Source organism: Rothia sp. HMSC073B08, assembly GCF_001812975.1.
GTDB lineage: Bacteria > Actinomycetota > Actinomycetes > Actinomycetales > Micrococcaceae > Rothia > Rothia mucilaginosa.
Genome location: NZ_KV811082.1, coordinates 176,103 through 201,027, shown reverse-complemented (window position 1 = coordinate 201,027; position 24,925 = coordinate 176,103). Strand labels below are relative to the sequence as shown.

The window sequence follows — 24,925 nt, the reverse complement described above, 5'->3', positions numbered from 1 at the left end:
TTTAACCCGCATTAAAGTCACTAACCTATCGAAAATCCATGAACCCGGTGCGCCCTCCATCTGCATCGGGTGGGGGCGCGAATATAACCCCCGCAGACACGCAGAAGCCACATGTGTTTCGAGAAGCCACCAAAAAGTGGCTTTTCGAAACACATGTGGCTTCTCGGCGTTAATTAGACCGTTATTTAGACCGTCGGCTAGACCCTAGTTGCCGAAGCCCTGCAGGGTTGCTGCCCAGGCGCGGCGCGCCTCCAGAGCTTCCTTAGCCTTGGCGATCTTCTTGGAGTCGCCGCCCTTTTCAGCTGCGGCGAGCTCTGCTTCCAGCTCGGCGAGGGAGTCCTCGATCTGTGCGAGCAGGGAGTTCGCGCGTGCCGCCTTGGCGGGGTCGTTGCGCTTCCACTTTGCCTCTTCGGCGCCGTTGATTTCGTCCTGAATACGGCGCAGTTCGCCGTCGACGCGGCGCAGGTCGTTGCGGGGTACGCGGCCTGCCGCATCCCAGCGGTCCAGGATCTTCTCGAAGGCTGCCTTTGCACCCTCAATGTCTTCGACGGGCAGGAGTGCGCGTGCTTCTTCGAGCAGTGCTTCCTTGACCTTGAGGTTTTCGGCGTAGACTGCGTCCTGCGCTGCTTCGGCTTCGTTGCGGGCGTTGAAGAACACGTCCTGTGCCGCGCGGAAGCGTGCCCACAGCTTGTCGTCTTCGCGACGGTGGCCGCGGGGTACCTGCTTCCAGGCGCGCATCAGGTCGCCGTATACGCGGGAAGTCTCAGACCAGTCAGTCGAGGTGGACAGCTCCTCCGCACGTGCAATCAGCTCTTCCTTGGCGCGCTTGATGCGTGCGTTGCGGTCGTCGAGCTGCGAGAAGTGTGCGCGGCGGTTGCGGTCGAAGGTGGTGCGGGCTGCGCGGAAACGCTTCCACAGCTCGTCCTCTACGCTCTTTGCCAGGTGAATTTCGCGCTGTGCCTTCTTCCACGCTTCGAACAGTTCGTTCATGCGGGAGTGGGAGTTCTTCCAGTGGATCTGGTCGGGGTCCTGGCCAGCAATCTGCTCGGCTTCCGCGACGATTTCTTCGCGGACGGCGAGGGCGCGTTCACGGTTTTCGGTGCGTGCCTGCTGCTGCTTTTCGCCGAGTTCAGCGATCTGCTCTGCGAGGGAGATGAGGCGCTTCTGCAGGCCGGAGTAGTCACCGACCATGTTGCGCACACCAATCTGTGCACCGATGGAGGTGATGCCCTTCTGCAGGTCTGCGGCGGGGGCGTTGTTGGCGAGGCGGGATTCGAGCAGGGCAACCTGCGCCTCGACGTTTTCAAACTTGCGGGCGAAGTAGCTGAGCGCTTCTTCTTCGGAGGCGCCGGGCAGCTGGCCTACGGCGTATTCTTCGCCGTCGACAATGACGAAGACGTGGCCGTCCTCGGAGACGCGGCCGTACTGGCGTGCCTTTTCGAGGTTTACAGTGTCGTCGGGTTTGGTAGTCACCGCTATAACTCTTTCACTCGGGGGTGCTGGGGGTGGGCGCCTTTGCGCTGTTCCCCGTGGTGGGCACCCGTTTGGGTGTGCGTGTGCACCTCCTAAGCATAGCCTCTGTGGGGTGTGTGTGAGTAGTGTCTGGTCGTGTTGTGTTGTGGGCGAACCTGCCGGCTGCGGGTTTGCGTAGGTTTGTGTTGGGTGAGCTGGGGGAGTGGGTGCTGTGCTGGGGTGGGTGTTGGTATGATGGGTAGATATGCCCGGAGGTGTTCCGGGGGTTTTGTTGTCGAGTTCTTTGTCAAGGAGTATCGCGTATGGCTCGCAAGGCTTCGCTGTCTGGTTTTCCCGAGTATCTTCCGGCTGAGCGGTTGGTTGAGAATCATGTTCTGGACACTTTGCGTGAGACTTTTGAGTTGCACGGTTTCTCTCCGATTGAGACTCGTTCGGTAGAGACTATTGAGCAGCTACTGCGCAAGGGTGAGATTGACAAGGAAGTGTACGCAATTTCTCGCCTGCAGGAGGACGAGGCTGCGAAGGCTAAGGAAAAGCTGGCTCTGCACTTTGACCTGACCGTGCCGTTTGCCCGTTACGTGGTGGAGAATGCCGGTTACCTGAATTTCCCGTTCTCGCGTTACCAGATTCAGAAGGTGTGGCGTGGTGAGCGTCCGCAGGAGGGTCGTGCCCGCGAGTTCACTCAGGCTGATATTGACGTGGTTGGCGATGGCGAGTTGCCGTTCCGTTACGACGTGACCTTGGCACTGGTTGTTGTTGATGCGCTGTCGAAGCTGCCGATTCCTGAGTTCAAGCTGCGTGTGAATAACCGCAAGCTGGCTGAGGGTTTCTACCTGGGCTTGGGTTTGACTGATACTGCGGCTGTTCTGCGTTCTATTGACAAGCTGGAGAAGATCGGTGCTGAGCGTGTGGCTGAGGAGCTGCAGGCTGAGGCTGGTGCGAGCGCGGATGCTGCTGCTGCCGCCCTGGAGCTGGCGCAGATCCGCACTGAGGATGCTTCTTTCGTGGAGCAGGTGCGTGCGCTTGCGGCTAAGTATTCGGTGGAGCATGAGCTGCTGGATCAGGGTCTTGCTGAGCTGGCTGAGGTCATTGAGGAGGCGGCTCGCCGTGCGCCGGGTAAGGTGCTGGCTGACCTGTCGATTGCTCGCGGTCTGGACTACTACACCGGCACCGTGTATGAGACTGTTCTGGTTGGTCACGAGTCGCTGGGTTCGATTTGCTCGGGCGGCCGTTATGAGTCGCTGGCCTCGAATGGTAAGAAGACGTACCCGGGTGTTGGCCTGTCTATTGGTGTGACTCGTGTGGTGGCTCGTATTCTGTCGCAGGGTTTTGCGCAGGCGAGCCGCAAGGTGCCTTCGGCTGTGTTTGTTGCCCTGACGAATGATGAGGGCTGGTCCGCTGCGAATGATGTTGCCGATGCGCTGCGTGCCCGCGGTATTGCCTGCGAGGTGTCTGCGAATGCGGCGAAGTTCGGTAAGCAGATTAAGTACGCTGAGAAGCGCGGCATTCCGTTCGTGTGGTTTATCTCTTCGGATGAGTCGGGTGCCCCGGTTCACGAGGTGAAGGATATCCGTTCGGGTGAGCAGGTTGCTGCTGATCCGGCTTCGTGGATGCCGCCGGCTGAGGATCAGCACGTTCAGATTGTACGTGCTGAGGGCCTGTAAACATTAGGGGCCTGTAATGCCTGCGGTGTTTGGTTGCAGTATTATCTGGCTGCTGTAATAATTTGGTTACTGTAGCCTGCATATGGATGTGTACCCGCCTGGTGGGGAGGATGTTGACCTCCCTGCCGGGCGGGTCTTTTGTGTGAGCCCAGATTTTCGATAGGTTAGTGTCTTCGCCGTGGGTCTTTAACCCGGGGTGAAGGCGCTAACCTATCGACTGAGGCGTTTCCTCGCTTTATCTCAAGAGTAGTTTCCGCAAGTGGGTGATGACTTCCCGCTCTTTTTGAAAGATGTCAGCCCATGTGAGGTGTACGACCGTCCAGCCGGCGCGGGTTAGAGCACGGTCGCGGGTGGCTTCGTAGCGGTCCCTGCCGGGGTGGTCCACGTATTTCTGTTCGCCGTCGAACTCGAGAATGACGCGCGCCTCGGGCCAGGTGAAGTCCACTCGATAGTTACGGCCTTCGCATGAAATCGGGTACTGCGTTACGGGGAGGGGCAGCCTGTGCTCCATGAGTAGGCACCGGGTGAGGCTTTCACCAGCCGACTCGCTGGATGCATCCACCGCCTGCGCCAGGAGAGGCCCGGCGGAGCCGCCGTACCCGGTGAGGTTCAGTAGAATCTCAGTCACCTCGTGGGGTTCCAAGAGTTTCCGCCGCATGATGGAGTCAGCGAGGACCACCGCCTCCCGAAAGGGCATGCTGCGAGCACAATCCTGCAGCGTGCGAGCCACCGTCGTAACCATGATGGATGTGCCCGGCAACCTGGTGACTTCCTCGGGGCCAGGGGCGCTGTAATGCCGGGTGATTCTTCCCTTGTCAGAGGTGCTATGACTACAGCTATACACGCTTATCATTTGGGGAACAGAGAGTACATCAAGTCCCCATAGCGCCGCGGCTGATGTGTGGGAGAAGATTCCTTGAAGACCCATCATCTGAGCAGCGATGCACCGTACCGTTAGCCGCTCTTCGGGGGTGAGCGCTTGGGCATCGCGGGTGTAAATATAGGCTCCTCGCTGGATACGTTGCAGAGACCCTTCCGCCACTAGCTTGCGAATGCGTTTTGGCCCGATTCCTCGCAGGTTGAGCATCTGGGAGTTCAGCACGAATGGGTGCAGTTCTGCGGCGCGGGTAATTTCTGGTGTAGCCGGTAGTACGTTTGGGACGCGTTGCCACGGAATAGTTACGGTGTTCATAGGCTTTATCCTGGCAGGCTGTGTGAGGTTGTGGGGCTTGTTTGTGAAATCTGTGGATAACTTCGCGGATTCTACCGAAAAAGTGTTTGTCCACAGGCATGCGGAGTGGATTCCCCGGTAATACTTCGATAGGGTAGTGGCTTTTCGATAGGTTAATGCCTTCACCCCGGGTTAAAGACCCATGGCGAAGACACTAACCTATCGACCGCAGACACCCACGAACCTGCCGCCCTACCCGCATCCCGCCTCCGCACCCCATTTTCTGGTGCCTGACTTGCCCCGACCCGCCATCGACCTGCCCGGAGGGGATACAATATATGAGGCGCACGCAGTGTGCGCATATCATCAACCGCGTGTACCCGGCTACTGTCTATAGTCGTGAGGTGCCCGCTATGAAAGGAATGTCTGTGCTTCGCACTCACACCAACGGCGAGCTGACCGCCGCAAATATTGGAGAGACTGTTACCCTGACCGGTTGGGTGGCTCGCCGTCGCGACCACGGTGGTGTCGCTTTCGTCGACCTGCGTGACCGTGAGGGTGTCACCCAGTGTGTTTTCCACAATGAGGCTGACTTTGAGCACCTGCGCAACGAGTACGTTCTGCGCGTGACCGGTCTGGTGACTAAGCGCCCGGAGGGTAATGAGAACCCGAACCTGGCTACCGGTGAGATTGAGGTTGAGGTGTCCGCCGTTGAGGTGCTGAACACTGCCGCTCCGCTGCCTTTCCAGATTGACGAGCACGTTGAGGTGGGTGAGGAGGCGCGCCTGCGCTACCGCTACCTGGACCTTCGCCGCCCGGAGCCGGCTCGCATCATGCGCCTGCGTTCGGAAGCGAACCGTGCGGCACGCAACCTGCTGGCCGAGGACGGCTACATTGAGGTTGAGACCCCGACCCTGACCCGTTCCACCCCTGAGGGTGCGCGTGACTTCCTGGTGCCGGCTCGTCTGGCTCCGGGTTCTTGGTATGCTCTGCCGCAGTCCCCGCAGCTGTTCAAGCAGCTGCTGCAGGTGGGCGGTATTGAGAAGTACTACCAGATTGCTCGCTGCTACCGTGACGAGGATTTCCGTGCGGACCGTCAGCCTGAGTTCACTCAGCTGGACATTGAGGCTTCATTCGTTGATCAGGAAGACATCATTGAGCTGGGCGAGCGCATCGTTGAGGCTGTGTGGAACCTGATTGATGTGAAGGTTCCCCGCCCGATTCAGCGCATGACCTACAAGGATGCGATGGAGAAGTACGGTTCGGACAAGCCTGACCTGCGTTTTGGTCTGGAGCTGACTGAGCTGACCGAGTACTTCAAGGACACCACTTTCCGCGTGTTTAAGGCTCCTTACGTGGGTGCTGTGGTCATGCCCGGTGGTGCTTCTCAGCCTCGCCGTACCCTGGACGCTTGGCAGGAGTGGGCTAAGCAGCGCGGAGCTAAGGGCCTGGCGTATGTCCTCATTCAGGAGGATGGCGAGCTGACCGGTCCGGTTGCTAAGAACATTACTGACGCTGAGCGTGCTGGCCTGGCTGAGGCTACCGGCGCGAAGCCCGGCGACTGCATCTTCTTCGCTGCTGGTGAGGCTAAGGCTTCCCGTGCGCTGCTGGGTGCTGCTCGTGTTGAGATTGGTCACCGTACCGGCCTGATTAAGGACGGCGAGTGGTCCTTCGTGTGGGTTGTTGACGCTCCCATGTTTGAGTCTTCTGCTGAGGCTACTGAGTCCGGTGACGTGGCTCTGGGTCACTCCGCGTGGACTGCTGTGCACCACGCGTTCACCTCCCCGAAGCCCGAGTTCATGGACACCTTCGACACCGACCCGGGTTCGGCCCTGGCCTACGCTTACGACATTGTCTGCAACGGTAACGAGATTGGTGGCGGTTCGATCCGTATTCACCGCCGTGACGTGCAGGAACGCGTATTCGCTGTGATGGGCATTGGCGAGGAAGAGGCTCAGGAGAAGTTCGGCTTCCTGCTGGATGCGTTCAAGTACGGCGCACCGCCCATGGGTGGTATTGCGTTCGGTTGGGACCGTATTGTGTCTCTGCTGGCTGGCGTTGATTCGATCCGCGAGGTTATTGCGTTCCCGAAGACCGGTAACGGTTTTGATCCGCTGACTGCGGCTCCTGCACCGATTACTCCGGAGCAGCGTAAGGAAGCTGGCGTTGATTTCAAGCCGAAGAAGAAGGACGAGGAGTAATCTTCTCTAGTCTTTGGTCGTGCGCCCCGTAGGGGGTGTGAGGCTGTGCGGCGTGAACCCGGCGGGCGTTGAGTTGTGCCGGGGTCGCCGTTGAGGGTGGGCTGTGTATTCTGCTGGTGCAGGGTCGCAGCCCACCTTTTGTATCAACTGGCGTGCGTGCCGATTTGTGTACTAACCAAAGGGGGAGGGGAGCATGCGTATTCTGATTGCCGGCCCGAGCGGTAGCGGTAAGACGACGTTCGCGGCGCGGTTGGGGCGCCTCCTGGACATTCCGCATACGGAGATGGACTCGTTGCATTGGGGTCCGAACTGGACTCCGCGCCCTAGTTTTGAGGCGGATGTTCAGACACTCATTGAGCAACCTGCGTGGATTACGGAGTGGCAGTATCCGCAGGTGCGCGGCCGCCTGCTGGAGCGTGCGGATGTGGTGATTTACCTACGCTATAGCCGTGCGGTGGTCATGTGGCGTGTGGTTCGCCGGACGGTGCGCCGTGCGGTGACGGGTCAGAGGCTGTGGGCTGATAATGTGGAGCCGCCGCTGAAGAATATTCTGCGCGACCCGGACAACATGATTCGGTACACGTGGAGGAGCTACCCGCACGTCGGGGAGTTGCTGGCGGAGGCTCGCGGGCAGCATCTACAGAAGCGTTTTATTGAGTTTCGTACCCCGCGGGCGGCGAACCAGTTTTTGCGTGCCGTGCAGCTGCGCGGCGTGCTCTGAGGCGGCTGCCTCTAGAACTGCGGCTCCCCTAAACCAGCCGCCGAGAGTGGTGTCGAAAGAGATGTATGAGCCCGGCGAATGCCGGTTCCATGATGAAAGGTGAACGATGCGAGTAGTTATTCAGCGTGTGACCCGCGCGGCGGTGCGCGTGGCGGGTGAGACGGTCGGCGCGATTGAGCAGCCCGGCTACCTGGTGCTGGTCGGTATCACGCACGGTGACGGTGCGGCGCAGATTGCGAAGCTTGCCGACAAGACCGCGAACCTGCGCCTGATGGAGGGGGAGAAGTCCCTGCTCGATGAGGGCGCACCCGTGCTGGCGGTCAGCCAGTTCACCCTGTACGGGGATGCGAAGAAGGGCCGCCGCCCCTCCTGGTCTGCTGCTGCGCCCGGCGCGGTGAGTGAGCCGCTGTTCAACGACTACGTGGAGGCGTTGCGTGAGCGTGGCCTGCACGTGGAGACCGGCGTGTTCGGTGCGGACATGCAGGTGGAGCTGGTCAATGACGGCCCGGTGACCCTGATTCTCGATAGTGAGACCCTCTAGGCCGGCGCTAACCCGTGTGGTGTCACGCCGCGAGCTAAATCCGCAGCTGTATACCCACACCCCGTACCCGCCTCCAGATTGTGAAACGATAGAGTAAGACTATGGCTGATTCCCTCTTTGATCTTGAGTTGCCCGATGACGGGGACCGCGTGAGCCTGATTGGTGTGCCCGCTGAGGAGCCCTCCTCGCGTGCCTCTGCCTCGCGTACGTATTCTGCGCGTTCGGCGTCTCGTGCGCCGTTGGCGGTGCGTATGCGTCCGCGCACGATTGACGAGGTTCTCGGCCAGGAGCACCTGCTGACTCCGGGTGCGCCTCTGCGCGTGTTGGCGGGGGAGAACGCCGGCCCGGCTGGCCCGTCCTCGGTGATTTTGTACGGCCCTCCGGGTACGGGTAAGACCACCCTGGCGCATGTGATTGCGCGCGCGCCGGGTCGTAAGTTCGTGGAGCTTTCGGCGATTACCGCGGGCGTGAAGGATGTGCGTGCGGTCATGGATCAGGCGCTGCTCGACCGCGACATGTACGGTACGACCACAGTGCTCTTCCTCGATGAGATTCACCGTTTTACGAAGGCTCAGCAGGATGCGCTCCTGCCCGGCGTGGAGAACCGCTGGGTGATTCTGGTGGCGGCTACGACGGAGAACCCGTCGTTCAGCATTATTTCGCCGCTGCTCTCACGCTCGCTACTGTTGCGGGTTCATTCGCTGGAGCAGTCCGATATTGAGCGTCTGATTGACCGTGCGTTGGCTGACCCGCGCGGTTTTGACGGTGCGGCGGTGATTGATGAGGATGCGCGCGCCCACCTCGCGGCGGTTTCTGGAGGCGATGCTCGCCGCTCCCTGACCTCGCTGGAGGCGGCGGCTGCGATTGCGTTTAGCGAGGCTGAACAGGCTTCGGTAGAATCTGCCCGCTCCGCCGAGGATTCAGATGAACCGGCGGGGGAGAAGGCCCCGGAACCTGCCGCGCCCGTGCGCATCACCCTGGCGCATGCTACGGAGGCGGTGGACCGCGCCGCGATTCGCTACGACCGTTCGGGTGATCAGCATTATGACGTGGTCAGCGCTTTCATTAAGTCCATGCGCGGCTCTGATGCGGATGCCGCGGTGCACTACTTGGCGCGCATGCTGGAGGGCGGCGAGGATCCGCGTTTCGTGGCGCGTCGCATCATGATTTTGGCGAGTGAGGATATTGGTCTGGCTGATCCGCAGGCGTTGCAGGTGGCGACGGCTGCGGCGCAGTCGGTGGCGCTGGTGGGCATGCCGGAGGCGCGTATTATCCTCTCGCAGGCGGTGATTTATTGTGCGCTCGCGCCGAAGTCAAACGCGGCGTATAACGCGATTAACCGCGCGATTGCGGATGTGCGTGCGGGCGCTTCGGGTCAGGTTCCGGTGCATTTGCGTGATGGTCATTATGCGGGGGCTAAGCAGTTTGGTCACGGCGTGGGGTACATTTATGCGCATGATGAGCCGGGGCATGTGGCGGCACAGCAGTACCTGCCGGATACTCTGCGCGGCACGGTCTACTACGAGCCGACGCAGCACGGTTTTGAGCGTACGTTGACGGAGCGTCGTGAGCGTATCCGCCGTATTTTGGATGCGGCTCCGGTGCAGGATACGACCCGTTAGCTTACGTGGCTCCCATCGAGCCGTCTACTACTTTGAGTGCTGACCACCGGGGGAGTGGCGCGCCTCGGCAGGCAGGTAGCCGTATAGAGCAAGCAACCGTATAGGGCTGAGCGCAAACAGAAAGCGGTGCGTAGTACCTCGGTAGTACTGCGCACCGCGTCAGAGTTTTGAGTTGTGATAGACGTCTTGGCTGTCGGCCTTCCCGGAAGGGCGGACGCCAAGCTTGTTATGGTTTCTAGTCTAGGCGATATGGGGGTCTGATTCAAGCTATTCCCATAAAGACACAGGTTAAAAATAACGAAATGATTACAATCCAACATCTTAGCGCCGCAATTTTTCGGGGAAGTCGCACCTAAATAGCTCTGACTGGCATAAATAATTCCTGTGGGGTCGTGTGGGTAAGTGTCGAAAACCCACACGCACAGTGATTTGAACCAAAGATTTCCCAAAAGGCTGGTAAAGCCCGGGTGTATCCGGTAAGCTTGACGGGTCTGGCAATTACTATGCCCGCATTCGTGCGAGCGTCAGTAATGTAGCTGCGGGGTACTCTGCCCCGAGCTCTCCGCCCCACCGCCGTACAGCAACGACCGAATCGGTCGCGTACGGATTCCGGCGGGGTCAACCGAGGAGGCCAGTATTCAACAGACCGAGGCCCCACCCGTGAGGGTGCAGGAGCCTCACATAGAAAGGTAGATTGTGGCTAAGCACAACCGCACCCGCCGTACCGTGCGTCAGTCCCGTGCCCTGGGCATTGCACTGACCCCGAAGGCAGAAAAGTACCTCGAGCGTCGTCCTTACGGCCCCGGCCAGCACGGCCGTGCCCGCAAGAAGGCTGACTCCAACTACGCTACCCAGCTGAAGGAAAAGCAGCGTCTGCGCGCTCAGTACAACATCCGCGAGGCACAGATGCGCCGCGCATACCTCGAGGCAAAGCGTACCGAGGGCCAGACCGGTAAGAACATGGTCGAGCTGCTCGAGACCCGCCTCGACGCTCTGGTTCTGCGTGCAGGCTTCGCCCGCACCATTGCACAGGCACGTCAGATGGTTGTTCACCGTCACATCATGGTTGACGGCGTTCGCGTGGACCGCCCCTCGTTCCACGTCAAGCCCGGCCAGCTGATCCACGTTCACCCCAAGGCTGAGAAGACCACCCCCTTCCAGGCTGCGGCTGCAGGCGAGCACCAGGCAGTTCTGCCCGAGGTTCCCGCATACCTGAACGTTGAGATCGAGAAGCTGCACGCAAAGCTTGAGCGCAAGCCCAAGCGCGAAGAGATCCCCGTGATCTGCGACGAGCAGCTGGTCGTTGAGTACTACTCGCGTCTGGCATAATCTCGATTTTTCGAGAAGCAACCCGTCCTGCACCGTTCGGTGGGGGCGGGTTGTTCCCGTTTAACGCGCGGGTTTTTTGGGGTATATACACTACAGGGCAGTGGTGCCGCTGAACCTGTGAATCTTCCGTCGCTGGGAGTTTCATGAGAGTTTAGGGGGCGCTTGAAGGATTTTTCGACTAAAATAGGGGATTGAGCTGTGTATACAGTCCTGAACTGTATGCACGATCCGGCTGTACGCCACGGTGGCGTCCAGCCTTGTACGACTATTGATAAGCATCATGCATTGAGCGGAATGGGGTTATAGATGACCGGCGGAGATATTGCGGGCCTGATTGCAGCAGGAGTTTTTGCGATTCTGGTGGCTCTTCTTGCGTTACCCATTATTCGCCTGACTAAGGTGTTTGATGAGCTTATCGTGACGATTCGTTCGCTGAACCAGAGCACCGGCCCCCTCATTGAAGAGGTGACCCGCACTGTGGTGACCACCAATGAGCAGCTGGAGAAGGTTGACGACATCACCTCGAACGTTTCGGATGCGTCCGCGAACGTTTCTGCGCTGTCCTCGCTGGTGACCTCGACTGTGGGTCAGCCGCTGATTAAGGTTGCGTCCTTCTCGTACGGTGTGCGTCAGGCGTTCCGCGGCGGCAAGACCGGCGATGCACACGGCACCGCTGGCAACACCCACGCTGGTGGTCAGTACGGTTCGGCACAGTCCTCTTACTCTGCAGGCGGTGAGAACTAATGGGTCTGCTTCGTTCAGCTCTTCTGCTCGGCGCCGGAGCGGCGGTTGGTTACTTCGCTTCCAGGCGTGCCACCACCTCCGAACCTGCTCAGCGTACCCCCGGCAGCGCCCTGCTCATGCGTGAGCACGGTGAGCTTGCCCTCAACCCGGAGTCTCAGATGGGAAAATTCTTCGATTCGCCGATTGGCAAGCCCCTGCAGCCGTATGCGTTGCGTGCTGTTGAGTTCGCCGCCCGCGTGCGTGAGGGCATGCAGGAGAAGGAGATGGAGCTCAACGCTAAGGTGGAACGCCAGAAGCAGGATCTGCGTCCTGGCTCCCTGGACACCTGGGACCGCCAGATGAGCTCGGCTGAGATTGAATCCACGAACCGCCGCCTGGCTGAGCGTGAACTCATTGAGGTGGAGGCTGAGATCGCCTCCTTGGAAGAGGCTCAGAAGCGAGCGCGTGAGCAGCGTATTGCGCGTGACCGTCAGCTCGGCGACGGCTTCTTCAACTAGGTTTTAAAAGATGGTGTTTTCGCCCGTAAACCACGGTACGAGACTGGCTCGATTAGCCATTTTGCTCTCGGACAGGCACCATAGGTCAGTAGACTAATTTAGAATTTCGCACAGATTACTCTAAGGAACGAGATGCTCTCACAGGAGATTTCTAAGCGCTGGATCGATTTCTTCGCTTCCCGCGGCCATACTGTGGTGCCTTCGGCATCGCTGATTTCGAACGAGCCCGGCGCTATGTTCACCATCGCCGGTATGGTGCCGTTCATTCCCTACTTCCTGGGCCGTGAGACCCCTCCGTTCTCCCGCGCGACCAGCGTGCAGAAGTGCATCCGCACCCTGGACATTGAAGAGGTCGGTAAGACTGCGCGTCACGGTACCTTCTTCCAGATGGCTGGTAACTTCTCGTTCGGTGATTACTTCAAGGAGCAGGCGATTCCGTTTGCTTACGAGCTGCTGACCACCCCTCAGGATAAGGGCGGTTTTGGCCTGGATCCGGAGCGCCTGTGGGTCACCATTTATGAGGGTGACGATGAGGCCTTCGACATTTGGCACAACAAGGTGGGCTTCCCGGCTGAGCGTATTCAGCGTATGGGCATGAAGGAAAACTACTGGTCCACCGGTCAGCCCGGCCCCGCAGGCCCCGACTCGGAGATCTTCTACGACCGTGGCCCTGCCTACGGTAAGGAAGGCGGCCCGGCGGCTGACGACGACCGTTACATTGAGATTTGGAACCTTGTGTTCATGCAGTACCAGCGTGGCGAGGGCATCGGTAAGGATGACTTCGAGATTCTGGGTGACCTGCCGAAGAAGAACATCGATACCGGTCTGGGCGTTGAGCGTCTTGCCATGCTGCTGCAGGGTGTTGAGAACTTCTACGAGACCGACCAGGTTCGCCCCGTTCTGGACGCTGCTTCTAAGCTGTCCGGTAAGAAGTACCACGGCTCTGAGTCCGCTGAGGACGAGGGCTACGAGGACGACGTGCGTATGCGCGTGGTGGCTGACCACATCCGTTCCTCGCTGATGCTGATTGCTGATGGCGTGACCCCCTCCAACGAGGGTCGCGGCTACATTCTGCGCCGTCTGATGCGCCGTGCAATCCGTGCGATGCGTCTGCTGGGCGTTACTGAGCCCTGCCTGCCCGTGCTGTTCCCGGCTTCGCGTGATGCGATGAAGGGTGCTTTCCCGTACGTTGCTGACGACTTCGAGCGTATTTCCCGTATTGCGTACGCTGAGGAGAAGGCGTTCCTGCACACCATTGAGACCGGTACTGAGCGTCTGGAAGAGGCTGTTGCTGCGGCTAAGAAGGACGGCTCCAACGCTGTCTCTGGTGCTGAGGCGTTTGCTCTGCACGACACCTACGGCTTCCCGATTGACCTGACCCTGGAGATGGCTGCTGAGGCTGGCGTGAAGGTGGATGAGAAGTCCTTCCGTGAGCTGATGGCTGAGCAGCGTCACCGTGCGCAGGCTGACGCTAAGGCGAAGAAGGGCGCGTTCGCTGACCTGTCCGAGCTGCGTAAGCTCGTGGACGAGCGCGGCTCCATCTTCACCGGTTACACCGAGCTGCGCACTGAGACTAAGCTGCGTGCAATCCTGGTGGACGGCGTTTCCGTGCCCGCCGCTAAGGCTGGCGACAAGATTGAGGTTGTCCTGGATGAGACTCCGTTCTATGCGGAGGCTGGTGGCCAGGCAGCTGATACCGGTGTCATTACCGGCAACGGCTTCGTCATTGACGTTCAGGACGTTCAGCAGCCCGTGAAGGGTCTGAGCGTTCACCGCGCCGTTGTGCGTGAGGGCGAGGTTCACACCGGTGCCGATGTTGTGGCACAGGTTGATGTTCAGCGCCGCCGCGACGGTGAGAAGGCACACTCCGGTACCCACATCATTCACGCTGCCCTGCACCAGGTGCTCGGCAACGAGGCTACTCAGCGTGGCTCTTTCAACAAGGAAGGCTACCTGCGCTTCGACTTCGCGTGGAGCGAGGGCCTGTCTGAGTCCGCTAAGCGTGAGGTTGAAGAGGTTGCTAACCTCGCGATCCGCGATAACCACGAGGTGATTACCCGTGAGATGCCGCTGGCTGAGGCTAAGGCTCTGGGCGCTATGAGCCTCTTCGGTGAGAAGTACGGCGACGTGGTGCGTGTTGTTGAAATCGGTGGCGAGTTCTCCCGCGAGCTGTGCGGTGGTACCCACGTTGGTTCGTCCGCTGAGATTGGTTCGCTGTCGCTGCTGACTGAGGGTTCTGTTGGCTCCGGTAACCGCCGTGTTGAGGCTCTGGTGGGTTTGGACTCCTTCAACCACCTGGCTGCTGAGCGTACCCTGGTGAATCAGCTGACCGGCCTGATGAAGGTTCAGTCCTCCGCTGATCTGCCCGAGAAGATTAACCAGACTCTGGCCAAGCTGAAGGCTGCTGAGAAGGAGCTGGCTCAGCTGCGCCGCGAGAAGCTGCAGGCTGAGGCTGGCAAGCTGCTGGAGAACGCACAGACCATCGGTTCTGTTCGCGTTCTGGCGCATGACGCTGGCGAGCTGGACGCTAACGGCGTTCGTGACCTGGCTCTGGATCTGCGTTCGCGCTTCGGCTCCGAGGCCGCTGTTGTTGCCGTGGTGGGTGTGGCTAATGGCCGCCCCGTCGTCCTGGTGGCAACCAATGAGGGTGCTCGCGAGGCTGGCGTGAAGGCTGGCGCTCTGGTCCGCGTCGCTGCCGGTGTTCTCGGCGGCGGTGGCGGCGGTAAGGACGACGTCGCTCAGGGTGGTGGCCAGGACGCATCCAAGATTGGTGCTGCACTGGACGCTGTCCGCGACGCTATCGCACAGGCTCAGGCCTAAACATGGCAGAATTTCAGCGCGGAGTGCGGATGGGTGTCGATGTGGGTAACGCCCGCGTCGGCACCGCCCTCAGCGACCCCGACGGTATTCTCGCCACCCCGCTCAAGACGTTGCGCCGCGACGCGAAGAAGAACTCTGACCGCCGTGTTTTGCGTAAGCTGATTGAGGTGAACGAGGTGGTGGAGGTTTTCGTCGGGCTTCCGAAGACCATGCGTGGCGGGGATTCTCCCTCCACGGAAATGGCTCGGGAGTACGCTCAGGCTCTGCGCTCCGAGCTGGATGCCGAAGAGAAAACACACATTAACATTTGGCTGGTGGATGAGCGACTCACCACCGTGAGCGCTCACCGTGCACTGCACGAGGCTGGGGTTTCCAGCCGAGATTTCAAGACTATGGTTGACCAGGTGGCGGCTGTGAATATTTTGCAGTACAGCCTGGATGCCCTCAAGGCGGGGCAGTCCGTAGCCGGGTACAAGGTGAGCGATCCGGCCCACGAAGAAAACCGACCGTCCGAGTCAGAAGGGACCACGGTCGGTGCCGTCAACGAAACGGAGAACCTTCAGTGACCGAACAGAATAAACACCCCGAAGAGAGCGGGCTCGACCTCTTTAGGCCCACGGCCGAGGACGAACGTAAGGGTATTACCGGCATCACGATGGAACAGGAAATCGTGTCGGTGGCTACGTTGCGTGCGCGTAAGCGCCGCCGTCGCGCCGTTATGCTGAGTGCGATTTCCCTGTTTGTCGTGGCTCTGGTCATTATTTCTGGTGCCCTGATTACTCGCTATGACCCGTTCAAGACTCGTGACTACTCGGGTGGCGGCAATGGTACGACCGTGACGTTCACGATTCGTTCCGGCCAGTCCACCGCGCAGGTGGCGCAGGAGCTTGAGGCGGCGGGCGTTATTGCTGATGCTGATAAGTTCGTTGAGGTGTACACCAAGGAGAGCAAGGGCAAGTACTTGCAGCCTGGCACCTATGAACTGCAGCAGCACATGAGCAGCTCGAGCGCGATTACGACCATTATCGAGGCGAACAGCAACGTACTGTACCTGGCGATTCCGCAGGGTAAGCGCGTGAGCGAGACCGTTGACCTGATTGTTTCTGGTTCGGATGGTGCGTTCACCCGTAAGCAGGTTGAGGACGCGGTCAGCAACTACACCCAGTACGGTGTGCCGAGCAACTTCCCCTCGATTGAGGGTTGGCTGCACCCGGGTGAGTACCGCTTCCCGAAGGGCACCGACATCAAGAAGGTCATTCAGACCATGGTTGATAAGACCAAGGCTGACCTGAAGGAAGCCGGCGTGAGCGGCGACCAGAAGATCTTTGAGGTTCTGACTATTGCCTCCATCGTGGAGCTTGAGGCTCAGCCGAAGGACTACGTGGCGGTTGCAGGCATCATTGAGAACCGCCTGAACAACCCCGATGGTGAGACCTCCGGTCTAATCCAGTCGGATGCGACCGTGACTTACGGTCTGGGTGTCCGCTCGTACCACCTGACTGAAGAGCAGAAGGCCGATAAGAGCAATAAGTACAACACTTATGCGAATAAGGGTCTTCCGAAGGGTCCGATTGGTTCCCCGCAGCTGGCTTCGATTAAGGCTGCTGCGGCTCCTGAGAAGAACCCGTACTACTACTGGGTGACTGTGGACCTGGACTCCGGTGAGACCAAGTACTCCCGCACTTACGCTGAGCACCAGCGTTACGTTGAAGAGTACAACCAGTGGTGTACTAAGCACCCGAACCGTTGTAGCTAAGTTGTAACTAAGCGGTTTAGCCGGTAGCTACGATTCGGTAGTTTCGGCGTGAAGGTTCCTTGCTGAGGCGGGTACCGCCTCCACGAGAGTGGGGGAGGTGCCCGCCTTTGCTGTACCCGCTAAAATGGGAGGTGGCCCCCGCGGCCGTCCCTGTACCCAGCGTTGAGAACGACCCCCAGCGTGAGAGCGAAAGAGAGCCGATGAAGACTGAACCGTACCGCGAGGCCCCGTATCTTCGCCGTGCCTACGTGCTGGGGCACCCTATTGCGCATTCGCTGTCGCCTGCGCTGCATCGTGCGGCGTATGACTTTTTGGGTGAGGCGAACCTCGAGTACGATCGCCGTGACACTCTGCCCGATGATTTGCCGGAGATTATGCATGGCGTGCGCCACCCGAAGGGTACGGAGGACGCCCCGTATATTGCGGGCCTGTCGGTGACGATGCCGCTGAAGACCGCCGTCATCCAGTATTGCGATGAGTTGAGTGAGACTGCCTGCGTGACCGGTGCGGTGAATACGGTGTATCCGCGCGGTGAGAAGGTTCTGGGCGATAACACTGATGTGGTCGGCATCGTGAATGCGCTGCGCCATGCCGGTTTGGAGCCGGAACCGTTTAAGGATTCTGCCGCGATTGTGGGTGGAGGAGCGACCGCTATTTCCGCCCTGACCGCCTTACATGCGCTGGGTTACCGCCGCGTGAGCGTGTACGCCCGTTCCTTGCATAAGCTCGGTAGCGTGCAGGAGGCGGCGGACCGCCTGGGTGTTCAGCTGGAGCAGATTTCCTTGTCTGAGCTGCCGCAGAACCTTGCTGAGCGCGGCCATCACCCGGTGGTGTCTACGCTTCCGGCGCATGCGGCGGACGAGTGGGCGAGCCAGCTGACCGGTCTGAAGGGCGCCTCCGCGACGCACCGGCCGGTACTGCTGGATGTTGCGTATAACCCGTGGCCTTCGGTGCTGGCGAGCGTCTGGGAGGCGAACGGCGGCACGGTGGTCTCCGGCCTGGAGATGTTGCTGTACCAGGCGGTGGAGCAGGTTCTGCTCTTCACCGGCCGTGAACTGCAACCCGCCGAACTGCTGGGTCTAATCAACGCGATGTGCGCGGCGGTTGATCTTGCGCCTCGCGCTTCCGTTTCGTGAAAAAAGCGTGCTTCCACTCGCTCAGTAAACGGGCATTTTATACACTATTTATACACGTGAAGAATTATTATTCCTTCCTCCTGCGCTTCGGTGCGGGTGCGATGAAAAGAGGTTAACCTATGGCCCTGCGTTGGCTCACTGCCGGAGAATCCCACGGCGAGGCGCTCGTCGGCATTATTGAGGGCGTACCCGCCGGTGTGGAACTCACCAGCGACATGGTGCGTGACGCCCTGGCTCGCCGCCGACTCGGTTACGGCCGCGGTGCCCGCATGAAGTTCGAGGAGGACCGCGTGCGCATCCTGGGCGGTGTGCGCCACGGCCTGACTCAGGGCGGCCCGGTCGCGATTGAGATTGCGAACACCGAGTGGCCCAAGTGGACTGACGTGATGAGCTCTGACCCGGTGGATCCGAAGCTGATTGAGGGTCGTGCGCGTAACGCGGCGCTGACTCGTCCGCGCCCCGGTCACGCTGACTTTACCGGCATGCAGAAGTACAACTTCTCTGAGGCTCGCCCGGTGCTGGAGCGCGCTTCTGCTCGTGAGACTGCGACCCGCGTGGCTCTTGGCGTGGTTGCCGCTCAGATTTTGAAGGCTCTGGGTGTTGAACTGGTTTCTCACACTGTTGCTGTGGGCGGCGTGCACGCCCCCGAGGGTGCCCCGGTGCCTTCACCCCGCAACGTTGAGCAGCTGGATGCTGACCCGCTGCGCTGCTTCGATAAGCCCACCTCGGAAGCTATGGTTCAGCGTGTGGATGAGGCGCACAAGGACGGCGAGACTCTCGGTGGCGTGGTTGAGGTGCTCGCGTACGGTATGCCTCCCGGACTGGGTTCGTACGTGCACTGGGACCGCCGCCTGGACGCGCGCCTTGCCGCAGCGCTGATGGGTATTCAGGCTATTAAGGGCGTTGAGGTTGGCGACGGTTTCGCGACCGCTGACCGCCCGGGCACTGCCGCTCACGACGAGATTTCCATTGGCGAGCACGGCGTAACCCGCGATACCAACCGTGCAGGTGGTATTGAGGGCGGCATGAGCATTGGTGACCTGCTGCGTGTGCGCGCGGCAATGAAGCCCATTGCGACCGTGCCGAAGGCTCTGAAGACCATTGACACTTCCACCGGTGAAGAGGCTCGCGCCCACCACCAGCGTTCGGACGTGTGTGCCGTTCCCGCCGCCGGCGTGGTGGCGGAGGCTATGGTCGCCCTGGTGCTGGCCGAGGCGGCACTGGAGAAGTTTGGCGGCGACTCGATTGGTGAGACTCGCCGCAACATGGATTCCTACCTGGATGCTATTCCGGCGTCTCTGGCGTGGGAGTCTAACGTTGCCGGTTGGGACGCGTAGTGCCTCTTCCGGCGGAATCTGAGGGCCGCGGCGCTAAGGGTCGCGGTTCCGGGGAGGTTTCTGTGGAGCAGGGTGTTCGCCCGGTCGCTTCGAGCCCCCTTGCACGTATTGCTGCGGCGACGCAGCGTGCGCGAGGGGGCGCTTCGCCGCGCCCGGAATCCGGTGCATCTGCCGCGGCTGAGCAGGCTGTTGAGGCGGCGGGCACTGAGGTTGCGGGCGTTGAGGCTCGTGAGGCTGTCGCGTCGGTTTCTTCTGCGCGCCCGGCTTCTCGCGTGCCGACCCCGGCTGACCTGATGCGTTCGGGGGTTCGCCGCCTGCCCGCCGCTACGGCGAGCACGCAGGGTGTGCGCCTGTACGCCTCCTCGGTATCTGAGGACGCCGACCAGGCGCTCGGCCTGGACGAGGACCTGCGCCTGAAGCTGCTCAGCGCCCTGCAGGGCATGGGCACCGCTGAAGAGGAACCCCGCAAGGAACCCGCACAGGCGGATGCACCCAAGCTTGCACCTGCACATCCTGTAGCTGTGCCCGCGGCTGAACCCGCCAAGCCGGTTCGTCCGACCCCGGCGCTGTTCGGCAAGGTCCAGGTTGCCGCACCCGCAGTATCCGCAACACCCGTTGCACCCGCCGCGGAAGAAGAGAACCAGGCGGGGGAGAAGCCCCTCGACGCTTCCGAGCTGTCCGCAACCCCTGCTGAGTCTGTGGCACCCGCAGAGCTCACTGCCCCCACAGAGCTTGCTGTCCCCGCAGACGCGCTCGCAGAAGACGAGTCCGCCTGCGGCGCTCGCATCCACCCGCAACAGGTGCGTGAAATGCACGAGAACTTCGCGGAACGCTCCCGACCCATCGTGCTCATCGGCCCCATGGCGGCAGGTAAGACCTACATTGGTACGCACCTGGCGCGTTTCTACGGCTACGAGTTCCTCGACGCCGACCAGCTCATCGTGGAACGCTACGGCGAAGTCTCCGAAATCTTCGAGATTTTCGGTGAGGCGTACTTCCGCGAGCTCGAACGCAAAACCATCGAAGAGGTCCTCACCTCGCCCGTGTACCGCAACACGGTGTTCTCCCTGGGCGGTGGCGCGCCCATGACCGACTCGGTTGCGGAGCTGCTCAAGGACGAATGCGTGGTGTACATCCTCGTTGATGCTGACACCGTCACCCCGCGCATTACCGGCAACAAGACACGCCCGCTGCTGCAACCGAACCCGGTCGAGCGGTGGACCGAAATTTTTGAGCGCCGCCGCAGCCGATACGAAGAGCTGGCGCACTTCACCCTGGACGCACGAGGCGGCCGTCCCATCACCGAGATGACCGCCGAAATCCAGGCGTACGTGACCGCAACCCGCGCCTCCCGCGCGCAGCGCCCCCAAGCATAACCCCTCACCTGTGAAAGGACACATGATGAGCACTCAGCCCACCCCCACTTTCGGTGCCTCCGGCGCGGAAGATATCACCCGCATCCCGGTGACCGGCAGCTCCCCGCGTGAGAACTATGAGGTTCTCATCGGCCACAATCTGCTCGGTAAAATCCCCGAAATTCTGGGCAACCGCGCCAAGAAGGTGCTCGTGATTCACCCGCGTGCCCTGCGTTCCACCGGTGAGCTGGTCATGGAAGACCTGCGCGCCATGGGCTACGAATCGTTCAGCGCCGAAATCCCGGACGCTGAAGAGGCAAAGCACTACCAGGTGGCGGCGTTCTGCTGGCAGGTGCTCGGTCAGAACGACTTCACCCGCACCGACGCGATCATCTCCGTGGGCGGCGGCGCCATTACCGACGTTGCCGGCTTCGTCGCGGCGACCTGGCTGCGCGGCGTGCGCGTCATCCACATTCCGACCACCCTGCTCGGCATGGTGGACGCTGCCGTGGGCGGTAAGACCGGCATCAACACCGCCGAGGGTAAGAACCTGGTCGGCGCGTTCTGGCCGCCCGCCGCGGTGCTCTGCGAGATCGGCACCCTGCGCACCTTGCCTGAGCATGAGCTGCTGACCGGCATGGGTGAGGTCGTCAAGTGCGGCTTCATCGCAGACCCCGAAATTCTCGACCTGATTGAGGCAAACCCGAACGCCGTACGCGACTCGCAGTCCGCCGTGATGCGTGAACTCATTGAACGCAGCGTGCGCGTGAAGGCGGAGGTCGTCTCCGAGGACCTGCGCGAATCCGGCCGCCGCGAAATCCTAAACTACGGCCACACCCTCGCCCACGCCATCGAACGCAACGAACGCTACCAGTGGCGTCACGGCGCGGCAGTGTCCGTCGGCATGGTCTACGCCGCCGAACTGGCGCTGGCAACCGGCCACGCCGATGAAGAACTCGTGGCACGCACCCGCCGCATCCTCGAATCCCTGGGCCTGCCCACCTCCTACAAAGCAGACGCATGGCCCCAGCTGCTCGAAGCAATGCGCCGCGACAAGAAGGCACGCGGCAACCTGCTGCGCTTCATCATTCTTGACGGTTTGGCTCGCCCGCGCGTCTACGAGGTGCCGGACGACTCGATCCTGTACATGACCTACCAGGAGATTACCGAGTAGGTGACGGGTCCCGTACATTTACCGGATGCACCCGCCACGCGGCTGCCAGCATATGCACACCAGCATGCGGCAGCCGGGCGGGGTGCCACAGAAAAACTGTGGCGCCCCTGCTAGGCAAATTCGTGCGCATCCTGTAGAATGTACGGGACATATTTTTGCTCATTGAAAACTTAGCGCCTCGCCGGGTACCACTACGGCGTGAGCGTCGATGACACGAAGGAGAGCCCCATGGCATCCACTACCGATATTAAGAACGGCGCCGTCCTGAAGATTGACGGCAACCTCTGGTCCGTCGTAGAGTTCCAGCACGTTAAGCCCGGTAAGGGTGGCGCGTTCGTCCGCACCAAGCTGCGCAACGTTACCTCCGGCAAGGTCGTCGACCGTACCTTCAACGCTGGCGCTAAGATTGAAACCGCAACCGTTGACCGCTCCGACTACCAGTACCTGTACCAGGACGGCGACGACTACGTCTTCATGGACATGAAGACCTACGACCAGATCAACGTTCCCGCAACCGTTGTCGGCGACGCAGCAAACTACATGCTCGAGTCCCAGACCGCAACCATCGCAATGCACGAGGGTAGCCCCCTGTACATCGAGCTGCCCGCATCCGTGGTCCTCGAAATCACCTACACCGAGCCCGGCCTGCAGGGTGACCGCTCCACCGGCGGCACCAAGCCCGCAACCGTTGAGACCGGCTACGAGATTCAGGTTCCCCTGTTCCTGGAGACCGGCACCAAGGTCAAGGTTGATACCCGCACCGGTGAGTACCTCGGTCGCGTGAACGACTAATGAATTCGCGTACGAAAGCCCGATTGCGCGCCCTCGAAGTGCTCTTCGAGGCGGATCAGCGCAACGAAGATTATATTGAGGTACTCCGCCGCCGCCGACTGTACACGGTAGCGCAGATCTCTGCTTACTCTGAGGAAATCATTCGTGGCGTCCGCGACCACGACGAAGAGATCCGCGAGTTTGTGGAGACTTACGCCCGTGACTGGTCCTTCGAGCGTATGCCCGCCGTGGACCGTGCCGTGCTGCGTATTGGCACTTGGGAGCTTCTGTACAATGATGAAGTTCCGGATGCTGTCGCAATTTCTGAGGCTGTCGGTCTGGCGCGTGTGCTGTCCACGAATGAATCTCCGAAGTTCGTGAACGGTCTGCTGGATAAGCTCCGTCAGGTGAAGCCGACCCTGCTCGCGTAAGACGTCCCGCCGCGGCCTGCCCTCCAGCTTTTATGGTTGGTTGCTTGCTGCTGTTGAGGATGTGCCCGCAGGGGAGCGTACGTGAAACCCCCGCCGTGCTGTAGTTCGCTACAGGACGGCGGGGGTTTTCTGTGTCTAGGTTGCGTTTGGTTGGTGCAGTTCTGTGTGGGGTTCCGTATTGGGTGCGGATGCGCTCGCAGGGTTTGTTGGTAGCAGCGGTGGAGGCTTCACCGGAGCCCGTGGGTAGGAGCTGGTGGCAACAGTCGAGGCTTCACCGGACAACGCAGGCGGGGGAGTGCCCCCTCTGCGGCGCTGAGCGCCTTGAGGACGGAGCCCCCGCCTCGCGTGCCCGGTATGCGCCTCCATGCATACCTCAGATATGCCCTTGTCTGCACCGATATGAACGGAATATTGTCAAAATGGACAAACAATAAGCTGGGGTGTGTGCTCTACGGATATATGTTAGGGTAATGGCATCAACCGATAACATTCCGCTGAATTCCACACGTTGTTGCGTGGATAATTCTGCGGTTTACACAACCACACACCAGAAAAGAACTAACAATGATGTTTAACCGTAGTTCTATTGCCGCGCTCTCTGCGGCGATGATGCTCACCCTGTCCGCTTGTTCCGGTGGTGCGCAGGTCAGTGCAGAATCGAACGCTTCCACTTCCGCGAGCGCTGAATCGGCAAGCACTGAAGCTTCTGCAACTCCCACTGCCACTCCTTCGCCTATCCCGACCGGCCCGTCTGGCTCCGAAATCGAACTGATTTACGCGAGCATGGACGTGAACAGCAACACGCTGGAAGCTGCTGATGCAACTGATAAGGCGGCACACGCCGCGTTGGAGCAGCATTTCCGTCTTTGGAATGCCTGGAGGCATGGGGATATCGAACACACCAGCGATGAGGAGCTGGTCCGGTACGTACATAAAGACGTGCTTGAAAGCGTGAAGAAGACTGTGGAGAATTTTTATGAGCTCTCTCAGGAAGCTCCCGCGAACGGCGATATTATCTTCCGTGATGCTAAGACAAAAGAGATTTACGGAAGCATCAAGGATGACGGGTCACGCGTATACAATACCGGCGTGGTTATCACCTACTGTGAAGACTGGAGTGATCTTCGCCGGGTAGATGGTGAGAAAGTTGATTCACCTCTGCAGACGCGAGAAATCACTTTTATTCGTCGCGCAGAGGATGGTGCGTTCGTAATTGCCAAGATGCGAACCGTACATAAAGGTTGCGGGGGCGAAGCAGACGCTACGAACGAGGCAACTGTACCTGCTCAAGGTGAGTAGCTGATACATGCAAAGCATGTAAGCGGGGGCATTCCCTCTCTGGTGTACTAGGAATCCAATGGCCTGGACACATTTGAGAGGAGATGCCCCCGCTTTTGTGTGCCCAGCTGCATGGGGAGAGCAAATACAAACTTTGTGCCTAGTAAATGTATTCGCATATATAGTAATAATGTTCTATAATTGGTGTAGATTTATTCTAAATTTTTGAGAGGCGAGCGCGATGGATTCATCAAGTAACAACCCCTTGAATAGTGCTGTAGGTGATTCGAAGCCGATGAGCAAGACCACTTCTTCGGCTGCTGTGCGCGCTCGGTCGTCTTCTAAGAAAAGCCGTACTGGCTTTGTGCGGCATAAACCAGCTGAAGGCGCAGGCGGTGGTCGTTTTTACTCTTATGACTTTCCTGCGAGTAAGAAAAATGAGGAGAGACCTGTAGGTTTTGCTACTGTCCTGGAAGATATCCGTGACATTGAGCAGATGCAAGATGCTTCTAGCAGGCGCTTTAGTATGATTGTGTCGCTTCGTGCTTCGGATGGATCCTCTCGTCAGAAGCGTATTAGTGGCATGAAAGGCTTCAAGGCCTCGGAAGTCCTCACCGAAATAGAAAACTGGCATAAGGGTGATTTAGAAGCGTGGATACATAGCTATCTGCAATTTACGTATGAGGGTATCGTTGGGAATATCGTGGGTATTCAAATGTGTACCTTTATTCCCGCCGATTCTTCGAAAGCGCGACTACCTCAAGCCACGAGTTCGCGACGAGGATTCTGGGGTCAGTTCCGTAAACCGCGGTCCTAAGTTCTGACGCTATAGGCTCACTAGTTAGACCTTATTGTTTTAGAATGGCCCTCAAAACATATAGTGAAGCCCCTGCTGACTGTAATG

General features: G+C 59.9%; 21 protein-coding genes and 1 pseudogene. 19 read left to right on the top strand and 3 right to left on the bottom strand.

Translation table 11 applies throughout. From position 1 onward, the window contains the following. Positions 1-204: 204 nt before the first annotated feature. Complete coding sequence (locus HMPREF2884_RS07050; RefSeq protein WP_049327232.1) at positions 205-1,473, bottom strand: DUF349 domain-containing protein; 1,269 nt, start codon at positions 1,471-1,473, stop codon at positions 205-207. Positions 1,474-1,775: 302 nt separating this feature from the next. Between HMPREF2884_RS07050 and hisS the strand changes: the two genes are divergently transcribed. Further along, positions 1,776-3,137, top strand: coding sequence for a histidine--tRNA ligase (gene hisS / locus HMPREF2884_RS07045; protein ID WP_070616400.1), 1,362 nt, complete (start codon positions 1,776-1,778; stop codon positions 3,135-3,137). Between the two features lie 235 nt (positions 3,138-3,372). Here the strand turns inward: hisS and HMPREF2884_RS09380 are convergent, their stop codons facing one another. Further along, positions 3,373-3,765, bottom strand: coding sequence for an endonuclease domain-containing protein (locus tag HMPREF2884_RS09380; RefSeq protein ID WP_231840307.1), 393 nt, complete (start codon positions 3,763-3,765; stop codon positions 3,373-3,375). Positions 3,766-4,143: 378 nt separating this feature from the next. Further along, positions 4,144-4,329 (bottom strand): annotated as a pseudogene (locus tag HMPREF2884_RS09510) (type IV toxin-antitoxin system AbiEi family antitoxin domain-containing protein); the annotation flags it as partial. Between the two features lie 407 nt (positions 4,330-4,736). On the opposite strand from HMPREF2884_RS09510, the gene aspS reads away from it, so the two are divergent. The 18 genes from aspS (at position 4,737) to HMPREF2884_RS09185 (ending at position 24,838) form a co-directional block, all read left to right on the top strand. Further along, positions 4,737-6,509, top strand: coding sequence for an aspartate--tRNA ligase (gene aspS / locus HMPREF2884_RS07035; RefSeq protein ID WP_070616395.1), 1,773 nt, complete (start codon positions 4,737-4,739; stop codon positions 6,507-6,509). Between the two features lie 193 nt (positions 6,510-6,702). Continuing rightward, positions 6,703-7,230: a P-loop NTPase family protein gene (locus HMPREF2884_RS07030; RefSeq protein WP_049356861.1), complete on the top strand. Its 528-nt coding sequence runs from the start codon at positions 6,703-6,705 to the stop codon at positions 7,228-7,230. Positions 7,231-7,336: 106 nt separating this feature from the next. After that, on the top strand, positions 7,337-7,771 hold the full coding sequence (gene dtd / locus HMPREF2884_RS07025) for a D-aminoacyl-tRNA deacylase (RefSeq protein ID WP_070616392.1): 435 nt from the start codon (positions 7,337-7,339) through the stop codon (positions 7,769-7,771). Positions 7,772-7,872: 101 nt separating this feature from the next. Continuing rightward, positions 7,873-9,393, top strand: a complete 1,521-nt coding sequence (locus tag HMPREF2884_RS07020; RefSeq protein ID WP_070616390.1) for a replication-associated recombination protein A — start codon at positions 7,873-7,875, stop codon at positions 9,391-9,393. A gap of 696 nt (positions 9,394-10,089) precedes the next feature. Next, positions 10,090-10,722, top strand: a complete 633-nt coding sequence (gene rpsD, locus HMPREF2884_RS07015; RefSeq protein WP_005505914.1) for a 30S ribosomal protein S4 — start codon at positions 10,090-10,092, stop codon at positions 10,720-10,722. Positions 10,723-11,028: 306 nt separating this feature from the next. Further along, positions 11,029-11,466, top strand: coding sequence for a DUF948 domain-containing protein (locus HMPREF2884_RS07010; protein ID WP_012903480.1), 438 nt, complete (start codon positions 11,029-11,031; stop codon positions 11,464-11,466). Beyond that, positions 11,466-11,963, top strand: a complete 498-nt coding sequence (locus HMPREF2884_RS07005; RefSeq protein WP_070616387.1) for a peptide chain release factor 4 — start codon at positions 11,466-11,468, stop codon at positions 11,961-11,963. The genes HMPREF2884_RS07010 and HMPREF2884_RS07005 overlap by 1 nt, the downstream gene beginning before the upstream one ends. 132 nt (positions 11,964-12,095) lie before the next feature. Then, positions 12,096-14,783 (top strand): alanine--tRNA ligase, encoded by a 2,688-nt coding sequence (gene alaS, locus HMPREF2884_RS07000; protein WP_070616385.1) that lies wholly within the window; start codon positions 12,096-12,098, stop codon positions 14,781-14,783. Between the two features lie 2 nt (positions 14,784-14,785). Further along, positions 14,786-15,349, top strand: a complete 564-nt coding sequence (gene ruvX / locus HMPREF2884_RS06995; protein ID WP_012903482.1) for a Holliday junction resolvase RuvX — start codon at positions 14,786-14,788, stop codon at positions 15,347-15,349. Next, positions 15,346-16,539: an endolytic transglycosylase MltG gene (gene mltG / locus HMPREF2884_RS06990; protein ID WP_070616384.1), complete on the top strand. Its 1,194-nt coding sequence runs from the start codon at positions 15,346-15,348 to the stop codon at positions 16,537-16,539. The genes ruvX and mltG overlap by 4 nt, the downstream gene beginning before the upstream one ends. A gap of 200 nt (positions 16,540-16,739) precedes the next feature. Further along, the gene (locus tag HMPREF2884_RS06985; RefSeq protein WP_070616383.1) at positions 16,740-17,675 is read left to right on the top strand and encodes a shikimate dehydrogenase; all 936 of its coding nucleotides are present in this window, start codon (positions 16,740-16,742) and stop codon (positions 17,673-17,675) included. Between the two features lie 119 nt (positions 17,676-17,794). After that, the gene (gene aroC, locus HMPREF2884_RS06980; protein WP_070616382.1) at positions 17,795-19,012 is read left to right on the top strand and encodes a chorismate synthase; all 1,218 of its coding nucleotides are present in this window, start codon (positions 17,795-17,797) and stop codon (positions 19,010-19,012) included. Then, positions 19,012-20,388 carry a shikimate kinase gene (locus tag HMPREF2884_RS06975; RefSeq protein ID WP_070616381.1) on the top strand — a complete coding sequence of 459 codons (1,377 nt, stop codon included), beginning with the start codon at positions 19,012-19,014 and terminating at the stop codon, positions 20,386-20,388. Before aroC ends, HMPREF2884_RS06975 begins: the two co-directional genes overlap by 1 nt. 25 nt (positions 20,389-20,413) lie before the next feature. Further along, positions 20,414-21,541 (top strand): 3-dehydroquinate synthase, encoded by a 1,128-nt coding sequence (gene aroB, locus HMPREF2884_RS06970; protein ID WP_044150414.1) that lies wholly within the window; start codon positions 20,414-20,416, stop codon positions 21,539-21,541. Positions 21,542-21,769: 228 nt separating this feature from the next. After that, positions 21,770-22,333, top strand: coding sequence for an elongation factor P (gene efp, locus HMPREF2884_RS06965; RefSeq protein WP_005505932.1), 564 nt, complete (start codon positions 21,770-21,772; stop codon positions 22,331-22,333). Then, positions 22,333-22,743, top strand: a complete 411-nt coding sequence (nusB, locus tag HMPREF2884_RS06960; protein ID WP_005505934.1) for a transcription antitermination factor NusB — start codon at positions 22,333-22,335, stop codon at positions 22,741-22,743. The genes efp and nusB overlap by 1 nt, the downstream gene beginning before the upstream one ends. 564 nt (positions 22,744-23,307) lie before the next feature. After that, the gene (locus HMPREF2884_RS06955; protein ID WP_070616380.1) at positions 23,308-24,042 is read left to right on the top strand and encodes a hypothetical protein; all 735 of its coding nucleotides are present in this window, start codon (positions 23,308-23,310) and stop codon (positions 24,040-24,042) included. Positions 24,043-24,316: 274 nt separating this feature from the next. Further along, positions 24,317-24,838 carry a hypothetical protein gene (locus tag HMPREF2884_RS09185; RefSeq protein WP_141753513.1) on the top strand — a complete coding sequence of 174 codons (522 nt, stop codon included), beginning with the start codon at positions 24,317-24,319 and terminating at the stop codon, positions 24,836-24,838. Positions 24,839-24,925: the final 87 nt, after the last annotated feature.